Consider the following 12,255-nt stretch of genomic DNA (forward strand, 5'->3'; position numbering starts at 1 on the left):
GCGGAGGTCGATATGGCGGTTTCGAGGCCGTCGGCCGCGGACATTGACGCCGCGGCCAGGCACTACGGTTTTCACTTCGACCCCGACACGCAACACGGCTTCCGGGCCTTCGTCACCCGCACACTGGGTTCTTACGACTTAGTCGACGAGCTGTATAACCAGATCGCGCGCCCCCAGACTCCCGAACGCGCCTATCAATTCCCGTCGCCCAGCGACAACCCGTTGGGCGCTTGGTATGTCACCGCCGAGATCGCTTCCGGCGCCGACGGGCCGTTGGCCGGCCGGGCGGCGGCGATCAAGGACAACGTTGCCGTGGCCGGGATCCCGATGATGACCGGATCTCGCGCGGTTGAGGGCTTCATCCCCAGCCGGGATGCGACCGTGGTCGAGCGGTTGCTTGCCGCTGGGGCCACAATCACCGGCAAGGCCGTCTGCGAGGACCTGTGCTGCTCGTCGTCCAGCTTCACCGCGGCCTCCGGGCCGGTGCGCAATCCGTGGGACAGCACCCGCGAAACGGGTGGCTCGTCCAGTGGCAGCGCCGCACTTGTCGCCTCCGGTGCCGTCGAGTTGGCCATTGGCGGCGACCAGGCCGGGTCCATTCGGATACCGGCATCGTTGTGCGGCATCGTCGGGCTCAAGCCGACCCACGGGCTGGTGCCCTACACCGGAGCGATTCCGTTGGAGCGCACCATCGATCACCTGGGCCCCATGACACGCACCGTCGCCGATGCCGCGCTGTTGCTCACCGTGCTCGCCGGGCCCGACGGCCTGGATCCCCGCCAGCCAAACGGTATTGCGACAGTTGACTACCGGGCGGCGCTTACCGGCGATGTCGCCGGTCTGCGAGTGGGCATTGTCGCCGAGGGCTTCGGCCATCGACACTCGATGCCGGAAGTTGACGAGCTGGTCCGCTCGGCCGCGCAGCGCTTGGCCGAGATCGGCTGTGCGGTAGGCGAAGTCAGCATTCCATGGCACTGCCACGCATTTCACGTTGCCACGGTCATCATCATCGACGGTGGCACCTATCAGATGCTGGACGGTAATGGTTGCGGGCTCGGTGCGGATGGACTGTATGACCCAGAGCTCATGGCGCACTTCGCAACTCAACGGTTGGCCAATGCCGATCAACTCTCCGTCGTCGTCAAGGCGATGGCATTGAGCGGCCACTACGGACTGCGCGCGCTGGGTGGCGTGACCTATGCCAAGGCGCGGAATCTGGTGCCGTTCGTGCGGGCCGCTTACGACGATGCTCTGGACCAGTACGACGTGCTGGTCATGCCGACGAGTCCCGTTACTGCCCAACCGCTTCCCGCTAACGTTACGGAGCTTGGGCCGGTGATGGGCAAGGTGGTTAACACCGCGCCGCTGAACATCACCGGCCATCCGGCGATCTCGGTGCCCGTCGGCCTGGTCGACGGCCTGCCCGCCGGAATGATGATCGTGGGCAAGCGATTCGATGACGCGACGGTGCTCAAGATCGCGAATGCCTTCGAATCCCTATGCGGAGGCTTCCCGATGGCGCCACGCCTAGGTTGCCGTGGTGCAGATCGGCTTTAACTGCCGCTGCCACTGCCGCTGCCGCTGCCGCGCAGATTTTCGATATACCGCTGGGTTTCCTCCCAGGTGGGTAGCAGGCCGGACGCGCGTACCTCGTCGAAGCTGGGGGCCGCGGCATCCCGGTCGGACAGGCTGGCGGCGGCGCCGTCGACCAGTGGCCAGTCGATCGCCAGCGTCGGGTCGGTGGCACATATGGTGTGCTCGCGCTGCGGGTTGTACTCCGCCGAACACAGGTACATCACGGTCGAATTGTCTTGCAGGGCAAGGAAACCGTGTGCCAGTCCTTCGGAGATGTAGATCGTCCTGCGGTCTTGATCGTCGAGCAGCGTCGAGGCCCACCGGCCGAATGTCGGTGAGCCTAAGCGGATGTCGACAACGACATCGAACACCGAGCCGGACACACAGGTGACATATTTGGCCTGACTCGGTGGCACCTGGGCGAAGTGCAGGCCACGCAAGACACCGGCCGACGACACCGAGCAATTGGCTTGCCGGACATCCAACCGGTGACCGGCGAATGCGCTAAATCCATGGTCAGTAAGCCATTCGAAGAAGATTCCGCGGGAATCGCCGTGGATGGTGGGGGTGATCTCCCAGGCGCCGGGGACGTCGAGTTCGCGTACCTTCATGTCACTGACCGCGATGTTCGTAGCGTGCCTCGACGGCGTCTTTCAGCGGACGCCACCACGATTCGTTGTCACGGTACCAGTCGATGGTGGTGCGCAACCCTTCCTCGAAGTCGGTGTGCATTGGTGCCCAACCCAATTCGCTGTACAGCGTGGACGGGTCGATAGCGTAGCGAAGGTCGTGGCCGACGCGGTCGGTCACGTGGTCGAAATCGTCGGGCTCGCGCCCCATCAAGCGCAGCAGGGTGCGCAACACCGTCAGGTTGTCGCGCTCGCCCTCGGAGCTGATCAGATAGGTCCGGCCGATCTGCCCCTTTTCCAGAATCCGGCGGACGGCGCTGTTGTGGTCCTCGACGTGGATCCAGTCGCGGACGTTGTGGCCGCTGCCGTATAGCTTGGGCCGCCGTCCGGTGAGCACGTTGGTGATTTGGCGCGGGATGAACTTCTCGACGTGCTGATACGGACCGTAGTTGTTGGAGCAGTTGGAGATCGTCGCGCGCACGCCGTAGGAGCGCACCCAGGCCCGCACCAGCATGTCGGCGCCTGCCTTGGTCGCCGAATACGGGCTTGACGGGTTATAGGGCGTGGACTCGGTGAAGCGCTGCGGCTCGTCGAGCTCCAAGTCGCCGTAGACCTCGTCGGTGGAGATGTGGTGCAGCCGCACGCCGTGGTGTCGTACCGCTTCCAGGATCGTGAAGGTCCCGATCACGTTGGTGTGCAGGAACGGCTGCGGGTTGTCCAGCGCGTTGTCGACGTGGGATTCGGCGGCGAAGTGCACCACCGCGTCGGACTCAGCCACCAGCCGGGAAACCAGGTCGGCGTTGGTGATGTCGCCTTCCACCATCTTGATGGCATCTGCAACGTCGGCCAGCGACTCGCGTCTGCCGGCGTAGGTGAAGGCGTCGAGCACCGTCACTGTGTCGTCGGGATATTCGCGTAGGGTGCTGTGCACAAAATTCGCGCCGATGAAGCCGGCGCCCCCCGTAACTAGCAACCGCATGCGTCAAACCCTAACCGAGCGGCCGACCCGCCGGCTCGCTCACTGCCGAGGACTAGCATCGTCGGCCGTGCACGACTTGCGACGACGGGCGGTATTGATCGGTGCCTGGGTTCTGGCGGGCATGGCTGGTGCGCCCTTCATGAGTGCAACCCCGGCCGGCGCCGAACCGCTCGCATCGGAGACACCCGACCTTGCACTGCTGCGGCGTACCTTCGCGTTGGCCAACGAGGCCAAGGAGGGTGGTAACACCCCGTTCGCTGCCCTGTCGCCGATGCCGGGGGCAATGTGATCGTGGAACGAGGCAACCAATCGGGGCCTCCCGACGGTGATCCGACGCGACACGCAGAGGTGGTCGCCACTGCGGCTGCGTGCGTATGTTGGGTCCCGACGGGATGAATCAAGCCACCTTGTACGCCAGCGCCGAGCCTTGCCTGATGTGCGCGGGCGCGGCGTACTGGACGGGTATCGGGAAGATCGTCTACGGCCTGCCCGAACATCGACTGCTCCAATTAACCGGCAGTAATCCGGACAACCCGACCTTTGCGCTCCGTTGTCGCGAGGCCCTTGCGCACGGACAGCGTGCGATCACGATCATCGGCCCATTGCTCGAAGACGAAGCAGCACAACCGCATGAGGGCTATTGGCACTAGGGCTGGTTACCTCGCTCAAGAGCGATTTAGTCCGAGCGGCCCGGCTAATTCGGCCAGCGCCGGGACCAGGTTTTCGCTCTTGGTGAGGATCTGGACGGGGACATGGTCGGCACCCGCATCGAGGTGCTCCGTCAGCCGAGCCGCGATAGCCTCGGTGCTGCCGTAGGCGACCACCGCGTCGACCAGGCGGTCGCTGCCCGGTTTGGCGACGTCGTCGTCGGTGAAGCCCAGCCGCTTCCAGCTGTTCAGGTAGTTGGCGAGGTTGAGGTAGATGTCCAGGGCCGTGCGTCCCACCGCGCGGGCTTTGTCAGCGTCGGTGGTGAGCACCACCTTGTGCTCGGGCGCCAGAAACGCCGACGGACCCATCAGTTCCCGGGCGTGCGCGGTGTGCTCCGGGGTGGTCAGGTAGGGGTGCGCCCCGGCGCTGCGCTGCGCGGACAGTTTCAGCACCCGCGGGCCCAGGGCCGCCACCACCCGGCGGTTGGCGGGCACACCGTAGTCGTCGAGCCGGTCCAGGTACTCCGTCAGCGCGTCGTAAGGCTTGCGGTATGCGGCCGTCGCCTCGGGGTGGCCGACACCGATACCCAGCAGAAAGCGGCCCGGGTAGGCCTTGTCGATCCGGTGGAACGACTCGGCGACCGGCTTGGCGGCCGCCGACCAGATGTTGACGATGCCGGTGGCCACCCGCAAGGTGGTCGTCGCTTCGAGAATGGGTTCCACCCAGGCCAACTCGGCGGGCGGTGAACCCCCGACCCAGACGGCCCCGTAGCCCAGCGCCTCGATTTCTTTCGCCTGCTGGGGAGTGACGCCCACTCCGAAGGATCCGAAGCGGCCAAGGTCAGGTTTACTAACAGCAGAATCGGTCATGGTTGCTCTAACTTGCAACCAACCTGGGCCTATTCCTAGAAACGGCCTAGCGGCCCCACCACTCCAGAGCGCCTCAAAAAACAATGTCGGACGGGCGTGGCATAATCGAATGTATGTTCGAAGAGATTCACGCGTGGTTCGATGAGTATTTCGAACGCCACCATCCTTCGACCACGACGGAGTCGGCGGCGATGCTGGATCGGATCTGCGCGGCCACGCGCGCGGAGAACCGGGCGGCGGCCGCGCAATTGGTCGCGATCGGGGAGTTGTTTGTCTATCGGCTGTCGCGGTGTTCGGACACCGAGGCGTGGGCGATCGACACGATGGCGGCGGTGGCTGCTGAGGTGGCCGCGGCGCTGCGGATCAGCCAGGGTCTGGCGGCGAGCCGGTTGGGGTATGCCCGGGCGATGCGTGAGCGGCTGCCGCAGACCGCTGAGGTGTTTAAGGCGGGTGATATCGACTATCGGATGTTTCAGACGATCGTGTATCGCACCGATCTGATCACCGACCCCGAGGTGCTCGCCGCTGTGGATGGGCGGTTGGCGGCCCAGGTGGGGCGCTGGCCCTCGCTGACCAAGGCCCGGTTGGGCGCGCAGGTGGACAAGATTGTGGCCAAAGTCGATGCCGATGCGGTGCGGCGACGCACAGAGCGCCAGGTCGATCGCGAGTTCTGGATTGGGCCGGGCCACGACGGTCTGTGCGAGGTCGGTGGCAGCCTGTTCGCCTTGGCGGCCCAGGCGTTGGATCGGCGGTTGACGGCTTTGGCGGCCACGGTGTGTGCCCATGATCCGCGCACCCGCGCGCAGCGTCGCGCCGATGCGTTTGGGCCGTTGGCCGCCGGTGCTGATCGGCTGGGCTGTCAGTGCGGGCGGCCCGATTGTGCGGCCGCGGCGCGGCCGGGGGCCACGGCGGTGGTCGTTCATGTGATCGCCGAGCAGGCCACGCTTAGCGGCACCGGGACCGCGCCGGCCTCCCTGATCGGCGCCGACGGGCTCATCACCGCCGAGCTGGTGGCCGAACTGGCCAACACCGCCAAGCTGGTCCCGCTGATCCACCCTGGCGATGCCGCCCCCGAACCGCACTATCGACCCTCGCGGGCGTTGGCCGATTTTGTGCGGTGCCGGGATCTGACGTGCCGTTGGCCAGGCTGCGACCAGCCCGCCACCAACTGCGATGTGGACCATACGATTCCCTACGCCCAGGGCGGGCCCACCCACGCGTCCAACCTGAAATGTCTGTGCGCCACCCACCACCTGGTGAAAACCTTCTGGGGCTGGGGCGAACAGCAATTGCCCGACGGCACACTGATTTTGACCTCTCCGTCGGGACACACGTATGTCACCACGCCGGGCAGCGCGCTGCTGTTTCCCAGCCTGTGTCGCGCCACCGGCGCCATCGCCGCACCCGAAGTCGACCTGCCGCACGACTACTGCGGTGAGCGCACCGCGATGATGCCCAAACGCCGCCGCCCCCGCGCCCAAGACCGCGCCTACCGCGTCGCCACCGAACGCCGCCAAAACCACGCCGCCCGCACAGTTGCCCGCACGACCCCGCGCGCCGATCCGGTAAGCCACACCGGATCGGCCCCACCCGACACCGACGACGACCCACCGCCTTTTTGATACGGCTCGTGAAGGGCGTTTGACTTACCGGTAGATTCCGATGCGGCGTTTTGCGCCGAATGCAGCGGTGCGGGTAATGTGGACTCACGGTGCGGCGTCCGTGCCGGCTGTTGGCGTGCCCAGTCTTGGAATTTCCACCACCGGCCCACGTTTAGTAGTCGTAGTACGTGCTGCGCCGAACCGGTGCACTGACGAGGAAGAGTAAGGATCGCCAGAAAGCTAATGGCCAAGAAGGACGGTGCCATAGAGGTCGAGGGTCGTGTGGTCGAGCCCCTGCCCAATGCCATGTTTCGCATTGAGCTGGAAAACGGCCACAAGGTGCTCGCCCACATTAGCGGCAAGATGCGGCAGCACTACATCCGCATCTTGCCCGAGGACCGGGTGGTCGTGGAGTTGTCGCCCTACGACCTGTCCCGGGGCCGCATCGTGTACCGGTACAAGTAGCAACGACGACAACGTCTAGAGAGAAACCCCAGAGAACAGGACCGAGACCGCCGTGAAGGTGAACCCGAGCGTCAAGCCGATCTGTGACAAGTGCAGGGTGATCCGTCGGCATGGGCGGGTCATGGTGATCTGCTCCGACCCGCGCCACAAGCAGCGGCAGGGCTGAGTCCCGAGGACTGACGCGCGTCGCCAGACAACTGAATGCAGACCTCCCAGCACCAATGAGCGGCTGGCATCTATAGAGATGGGCCAGCTCATCCACGCCCGGACGGAGGCCGGGCCCCGGAGCCCCAATCCATTTTTGGGGCCAGGGAACGGACTGGGACAAGACCTCCGCTAAGGAAGAGGAAACGCCACCTATGGCTCGACTAGTAGGCGTCGATCTACCACGCGATAAGCGCATGGAGATCGCGCTGACCTACATCTATGGCATTGGCCGCACCCGTTCGAACGAAATTCTGGCGGCCACCGGCATCGACAAGGACCTGCGCACCAAGGACCTCACCGATGACCAGCTGACCCATCTGCGTGACTACATCGAAGCCAACCTGAAGGTCGAGGGTGACCTGCGCCGCGAGGTGCAGGCCGACATCCGCCGCAAGATCGAGATCGGCTGCTACCAGGGCCTGCGGCATCGCCGCGGCCTGCCGGTGCGCGGGCAGCGGACCAAAACCAACGCGCGGACCCGCAAAGGCCCCAAGCGCACCATCGCAGGCAAGAAGAAGGCCAGGTAACCCGATGCCACCAGCAAAAAAAGGGCAGGCAACGTCCGCTAAGAAGGGGCAGAAGTCTCCGAAAGTGCGGAGGCGGGAAAAGAAGAACGTCCCGCACGGCGCTGCCCACATCAAGAGCACGTTCAACAACACGATCGTGACGATCACCGACCCGCAAGGCAACGTCATCGCTTGGGCGTCGTCGGGTCACGTCGGCTTCAAGGGATCCCGCAAGTCGACTCCGTTCGCCGCTCAGCTGGCCGCGGAGAACGCCGCGCGCAAGGCCCAGGAGCACGGGGTGCGCAAGGTCGACGTATTCGTGAAGGGCCCGGGCTCGGGCCGCGAGACCGCGATCCGGTCGCTGCAGGCCGCGGGCCTGGAGGTGGGCGCGATCTCCGATGTCACCCCCCAGCCTCACAACGGCGTTCGCCCACCCAAGCGCCGGCGCGTCTAGGAGATCAGAACTCAATGGCTCGTTACACCGGACCCGTCACCCGCAAATCGCGACGGTTGCGCACCGACCTCGTCGGTGGCGACCAGGCCTTCGAAAAGCGTCCCTACCCGCCCGGCCAGCACGGCCGCGCGCGGATCAAGGAGAGCGAATACCTGCTGCAGCTGCAGGAGAAGCAGAAGGCCCGCTTCACCTACGGCGTGATGGAAAAGCAATTCCGCCGCTACTACGAAGAGGCCGTGCGGCAACCTGGCAAGACCGGTGAGGAACTGCTGAGGATTTTGGAGAGCCGGCTGGACAACGTCGTGTACCGCGCCGGCCTGGCGCGCACCCGCCGGATGGCCCGCCAGCTCGTCAGCCACGGACACTTCAGCGTCAACGGCGTACATGTCAACGTCCCCAGCTACCGGGTTTCGCAGTACGACATCATCGACGTGCGGGACAAGTCGCTCAACACGGTGCCGTTCCAAATCGCCCGGGAGACCGCGGGTGACCGTCCGATTCCGAGCTGGCTGCAGGTCGTCGGCGAGCGCCAACGCATCTTGATCCACCAGTTGCCCGAGCGGGCACAGATCGACGTCCCGCTCACCGAACAGCTAATCGTCGAGTACTACTCGAAGTAAGTTCCCCGCACCGCCGGTGCAGGACACCTAACGGCATCAAATAGCGGGTGCCGAGAAGGAGAAAAGAAACACCATGCTGATCTCACAGCGACCCACATTGTCCGAGGACATCCTCACCGACAACCGGTCCCAGTTCGTCATCGAACCGCTGGAGCCGGGATTTGGTTACACCCTTGGCAATTCGCTTCGTCGGACCCTGCTGTCGTCGATTCCCGGCGCGGCGGTCACCAGTATCCGCATCGACGGTGTGCTGCACGAGTTCACGACGGTGCCCGGGGTGAAAGAAGATGTCACCGACATCATCTTGAACCTCAAGGGTCTGGTCGTGTCGTCCGAGGAGGACGAGCCGGTGACCATGTACCTGCGCAAGCAAGGCCCGGGGGAAGTTACCGCCGGCGACATCGTTCCGCCTGCCGGCGTCACCGTGCACAATCCGGGAATGCACATCGCCACGCTGAACGACAAGGGCAAGCTCGAGATCGAACTCGTCGTCGAGCGCGGCCGCGGTTACGTCCCGGCGGTGCAGAACCGGGCTTCGGGCGCCGAAATCGGCCGTATCCCAGTCGATTCCATCTACTCGCCAGTGCTCAAGGTCACTTACAAGGTGGACGCCACCCGTGTCGAGCAGCGCACCGACTTCGACAAGCTGATCCTCGACGTGGAGACCAAGAGTTCCATCACCCCACGCGACGCGCTAGCGTCGGCGGGCAAGACGCTGGTCGAATTGTTCGGCCTGGCACGCGAACTCAACGTCGAAGCCGAAGGCATCGAGATCGGGCCGTCGCCGGCGGAGGCCGACCACATCGCGTCGTTCGCGTTGCCGATCGACGACCTGGATCTGACGGTGCGGTCCTACAACTGCCTGAAGCGCGAGGGTGTGCACACGGTCGGCGAGCTGGTGTCGCGCACCGAGTCCGACCTGCTCGACATCCGCAACTTCGGTCAGAAGTCCATCGACGAGGTGAAGGTCAAGCTGCACCAGCTGGGCCTGTCGCTCAAGGACAGTCCGCCGAGCTTCGACCCTTCGGAGGTTGCGGGTTACGACGTCGCTACCGGTACCTGGTCCACCGAGGGTGCCTACGACGACCAGGACTATGCCGAAACTGAACAGCTCTAACGGGGCTGGACTCAGCAGAATCTAGACAGGAGCGTCAGCAATGCCCAAGCCCACCAAGGGCCCTCGCCTCGGCGGGTCGTCGTCGCACCAGAAGGCGATTCTGGCCAACCTGGCAACGTCCCTGTTCGAGCACGGCCGGATCAAGACCACCGAGCCGAAGGCCAGGGCGCTGCGGCCGTACGCGGAGAAGCTGATCACCCACGCCAAGAAGGGCACGTTGCACAATCGGCGTGAGGTCCTCAAGAAGCTCCGTGACAAGGATGTGGTGCACGCCCTGTTCGCCGAGATCGGGCCCTTCTTCGCCGACCGCGAGGGCGGCTACACCCGCATCATCAAGGTCGAGGCGCGCAAGGGTGACAACGCTCCGATGGCGGTGATCGAACTGGTACGAGAGAAGACGGTTACGTCGGAGGCCGACCGGGCACGACGCGTGAAGGCCTCGAAGAAGGCTGCACCCGCGGTGGCGGCGGCACCTGCCGAGGCCGAGTCGGCCCAGGAGGCCCCCGCAGACGAGCACGAAGAGGCCCCCGCCGACGAGCCCGAAGAGGCCCCCGCCGACGAGCCCGAAGAGGCCTCCGCCGACGAGCCCGAAGAGGCCCCCCAGAATTAGTGGGACCGTCCGTCTGCGGCTTGATATCGCCTACGATGGAACCGATTTCGCGGGCTGGGCGGCGCAAGCTGGACAGCGCACGGTCGCCGGTGTCCTCAATGAGGCGCTGACGACCGTCTTCCGCACGCCCGTGCGGCTGCGTGCGGCGGGGCGCACCGACGCGGGAGTGCATGCCACCGGCCAGGTGGCCCATGCTGACGTTCCAGTAGATGCATTGCCGAACGCCTATGCGCGCTCGTCGCGCACCGGTGATGCGGAGTTTGCGCCGTTGTTGCGTCGATTGGGCAGATTCCTGCCCACCGATGTCCGTATCGTCGACATCGCGCGCGCACCAAGCGATTTCGACGCTCGGTTTTCGGCGCTGCGACGGCATTACAGCTACCGATTGTCGACGGCGCCATACGGGGTGGAGCCGCAGCAGGCGCGCTACGTCACCGCCTGGCCGCGCGCCCTAGACATCGATGCGATGAATACGGCGTCGCGAGAACTGGTGGGTTTGCACGATTTCGCGGCGTTCTGCCGACATCGCGATGGTGCGACCACCATCCGAGACCTGCAGCGGCTGGATTGGTCGCGCGACGGTGATCTGATCACTGCGAACGCGACCGCCGACGCATTCTGCTGGTCGATGGTGCGATCGCTGGTGGGAGCCTTGCTGGCCGTCGGTGAGCACCGGCGTAGCGCGGCCTGGTGTCGGGAATTGCTCACCGCGACAAGTCGTTCCAGCGACTTCGCGGCCGCACCGGCGCACGGCCTGACGCTGATCGGTGTCGACTATCCACCCGATGACGAGCTTGGGTCGAGAGTGTTGATCACCCGCGATATCCGATCGCGTTAGCCCGCTGAAGGTGGCCGGGTCATGACGGTGACACGGACCCCGTATCGGGGGCCCGCGCCCGCGCCTCCCTTGCCCGAACTGGCGACCGGCATGCCGCCCACCACATTTCCGGACGGTGCGAAGTCGGCGGGTTCGACGACATCGCTGACGTATTCGGTGGCGGGGGTGAGGGTTGGCGCCGGGTTGGCTCCCGCCCAAGTGGGGGGTACGGACAGCTTGCCGATCACCCCCGCATTGCCCGCCGCCGCGGCTACGGGCCCGCCGCTCACCATATGTGCCGCGCCTGTCGCGGCCGCGGCGGCGTCGGGTGCGGCGGCGGCCGCCGGACCTATGAGGCCCATGGTTTTGGCGGTCGAGGCAAAGAAGCTGGCAATGCCGGCGCCGAAAAATGGCAGCCCGAGGGTGTCGTAGAAGAAGTTTGCGAAGGGCGCATACCACTCTAGGAACTTTTCGATTGGTCCAAAGGGGTCGGTCAACGGGGTTGTGAGGCCACGCAACACGCCCGGTATCTCCGACATCAGCCGGGACAGCGTGGACTGTGTGGCACCTACCGAGGTGGCCGCGGCACGGGTCACGGCGCCGGCCTGCGTGGCCGCACCGCTCGGGCAGGTGGTCTGCGGGGGCGGACTGTGGGGCGTCACCATCGCGGCGGTCGCCGCGGTGCCGGCGTAGCTGTACATGGCCGCGGCGTCCTGGGCCCACATTTCGCCGTATTCGGCTTCGGCGGCCGCAATCGCGGCGGCATTGATACCCAGGACATTGGCGGAGACCAGCGAGGCCAGCCGGGCACGGTTTGCCGCGATCTGCGGCGGAGGCACCGTCGCCGCGAAAGCGGTCTCGTACGCCGCAGCCGCCAGGCGCGCCTTGCTGGCCGACTCCTCGGCCCGAGAGGCGGTGGCACGCAGCCACGCCACGTAGGGTGCGACCGACTCGACCATCGCCGCCGACGAGGGGCCCACCCACTCTTCGCAGCGCAGCGTGTTGATCACCTTCTCGTAATCGGTTGCGGTCGAGGTCAACTCGGCGGCCAACCCGCTCCACGACGACGCGGCGGTCAACATCGGCGCCGACCCCGGACCGGAATACATACGCGTGGAGTTGATCTCGGGCGGCAATGCCCCAAAGTCCACCGTTGGC

General features: G+C 65.5%; 16 protein-coding genes. 12 read left to right on the forward strand and 4 right to left on the reverse strand.

Annotated features, from left to right (window positions below; translation table 11 throughout):
* Window positions 1-12: 12 nt before the first annotated feature.
* Window positions 13-1,557, forward strand: a complete 1,545-nt coding sequence (locus AADZ78_RS05225; protein ID WP_085249862.1) for an amidase — start codon at window positions 13-15, stop codon at window positions 1,555-1,557.
* Here the strand turns inward: AADZ78_RS05225 and rfbC are convergent.
* The gene (gene rfbC / locus AADZ78_RS05230; protein ID WP_085249863.1) at window positions 1,554-2,186 is read right to left on the reverse strand and encodes a dTDP-4-dehydrorhamnose 3,5-epimerase; all 633 of its coding nucleotides are present in this window, start codon (window positions 2,184-2,186) and stop codon (window positions 1,554-1,556) included. The genes AADZ78_RS05225 and rfbC overlap by 4 nt on opposite strands.
* A gap of 1 nt (window position 2,187) precedes the next feature.
* Window positions 2,188-3,183: a dTDP-glucose 4,6-dehydratase gene (gene rfbB, locus AADZ78_RS05235; protein ID WP_085249864.1), complete on the reverse strand. Its 996-nt coding sequence runs from the start codon at window positions 3,181-3,183 to the stop codon at window positions 2,188-2,190.
* Between the two features lie 67 nt (window positions 3,184-3,250).
* Here rfbB and AADZ78_RS05240 point away from each other — a divergent pair, with 67 nt between their 5' ends.
* Window positions 3,251-3,472: a hypothetical protein gene (locus AADZ78_RS05240; RefSeq protein WP_211286225.1), complete on the forward strand. Its 222-nt coding sequence runs from the start codon at window positions 3,251-3,253 to the stop codon at window positions 3,470-3,472.
* A gap of 103 nt (window positions 3,473-3,575) precedes the next feature.
* The gene (locus AADZ78_RS05245; protein WP_239655248.1) at window positions 3,576-3,833 is read left to right on the forward strand and encodes a hypothetical protein; all 258 of its coding nucleotides are present in this window, start codon (window positions 3,576-3,578) and stop codon (window positions 3,831-3,833) included.
* A 15-nt stretch (window positions 3,834-3,848) separates the two neighbouring features.
* Here the strand turns inward: AADZ78_RS05245 and AADZ78_RS05250 are convergent, their stop codons facing one another.
* Window positions 3,849-4,700: an LLM class F420-dependent oxidoreductase gene (locus tag AADZ78_RS05250; RefSeq protein WP_085249865.1), complete on the reverse strand. Its 852-nt coding sequence runs from the start codon at window positions 4,698-4,700 to the stop codon at window positions 3,849-3,851.
* A gap of 113 nt (window positions 4,701-4,813) precedes the next feature.
* Between AADZ78_RS05250 and AADZ78_RS05255 the strand changes: the two genes are divergently transcribed.
* The 9 genes from AADZ78_RS05255 to truA all read left to right on the forward strand — a co-directional run bounded on the left by AADZ78_RS05255 (window position 4,814) and on the right by truA (window position 11,118).
* On the forward strand, window positions 4,814-6,322 hold the full coding sequence (locus AADZ78_RS05255; RefSeq protein WP_085249866.1) for an HNH endonuclease signature motif containing protein: 1,509 nt from the start codon (window positions 4,814-4,816) through the stop codon (window positions 6,320-6,322).
* Window positions 6,323-6,544: 222 nt separating this feature from the next.
* Window positions 6,545-6,766 (forward strand): translation initiation factor IF-1, encoded by a 222-nt coding sequence (gene infA / locus AADZ78_RS05260; RefSeq protein WP_003418601.1) that lies wholly within the window; start codon window positions 6,545-6,547, stop codon window positions 6,764-6,766.
* A 52-nt stretch (window positions 6,767-6,818) separates the two neighbouring features.
* Complete coding sequence (gene rpmJ / locus AADZ78_RS05265) at window positions 6,819-6,932, forward strand: 50S ribosomal protein L36 (protein ID WP_003879483.1); 114 nt, start codon at window positions 6,819-6,821, stop codon at window positions 6,930-6,932.
* Window positions 6,933-7,125: 193 nt separating this feature from the next.
* Window positions 7,126-7,500: a 30S ribosomal protein S13 gene (gene rpsM / locus AADZ78_RS05270; RefSeq protein WP_085249867.1), complete on the forward strand. Its 375-nt coding sequence runs from the start codon at window positions 7,126-7,128 to the stop codon at window positions 7,498-7,500.
* 4 nt (window positions 7,501-7,504) lie between these two features.
* A complete protein-coding gene (rpsK, locus tag AADZ78_RS05275; RefSeq protein WP_085249868.1) occupies window positions 7,505-7,933 on the forward strand; it encodes a 30S ribosomal protein S11 in 429 nt (142 codons plus the stop codon).
* 14 nt (window positions 7,934-7,947) lie between these two features.
* Window positions 7,948-8,553, forward strand: coding sequence for a 30S ribosomal protein S4 (gene rpsD, locus AADZ78_RS05280; RefSeq protein ID WP_085249869.1), 606 nt, complete (start codon window positions 7,948-7,950; stop codon window positions 8,551-8,553).
* 73 nt (window positions 8,554-8,626) lie between these two features.
* Entirely contained in the window at window positions 8,627-9,670 is a 1,044-nt protein-coding gene (locus AADZ78_RS05285; RefSeq protein ID WP_085249870.1) for a DNA-directed RNA polymerase subunit alpha, read from the forward strand.
* Between the two features lie 40 nt (window positions 9,671-9,710).
* Window positions 9,711-10,280, forward strand: a complete 570-nt coding sequence (rplQ, locus tag AADZ78_RS05290) for a 50S ribosomal protein L17 (protein ID WP_085249871.1) — start codon at window positions 9,711-9,713, stop codon at window positions 10,278-10,280.
* Complete coding sequence (gene truA / locus AADZ78_RS05295) at window positions 10,276-11,118, forward strand: tRNA pseudouridine(38-40) synthase TruA (protein WP_085249872.1); 843 nt, start codon at window positions 10,276-10,278, stop codon at window positions 11,116-11,118. The genes rplQ and truA overlap by 5 nt, the downstream gene beginning before the upstream one ends.
* Here the strand turns inward: truA and AADZ78_RS05300 are convergent.
* Window positions 11,115-12,248 carry a PPE family protein gene (locus AADZ78_RS05300; protein ID WP_085249896.1) on the reverse strand — a complete coding sequence of 378 codons (1,134 nt, stop codon included), beginning with the start codon at window positions 12,246-12,248 and terminating at the stop codon, window positions 11,115-11,117. The two genes, truA and AADZ78_RS05300, sit on opposite strands and share 4 nt — an antisense overlap.
* Window positions 12,249-12,255: the final 7 nt, after the last annotated feature.

Source organism: Mycobacterium riyadhense, from assembly GCF_963853645.1.
GTDB classification, from domain to species: domain Bacteria; phylum Actinomycetota; class Actinomycetes; order Mycobacteriales; family Mycobacteriaceae; genus Mycobacterium; species Mycobacterium riyadhense.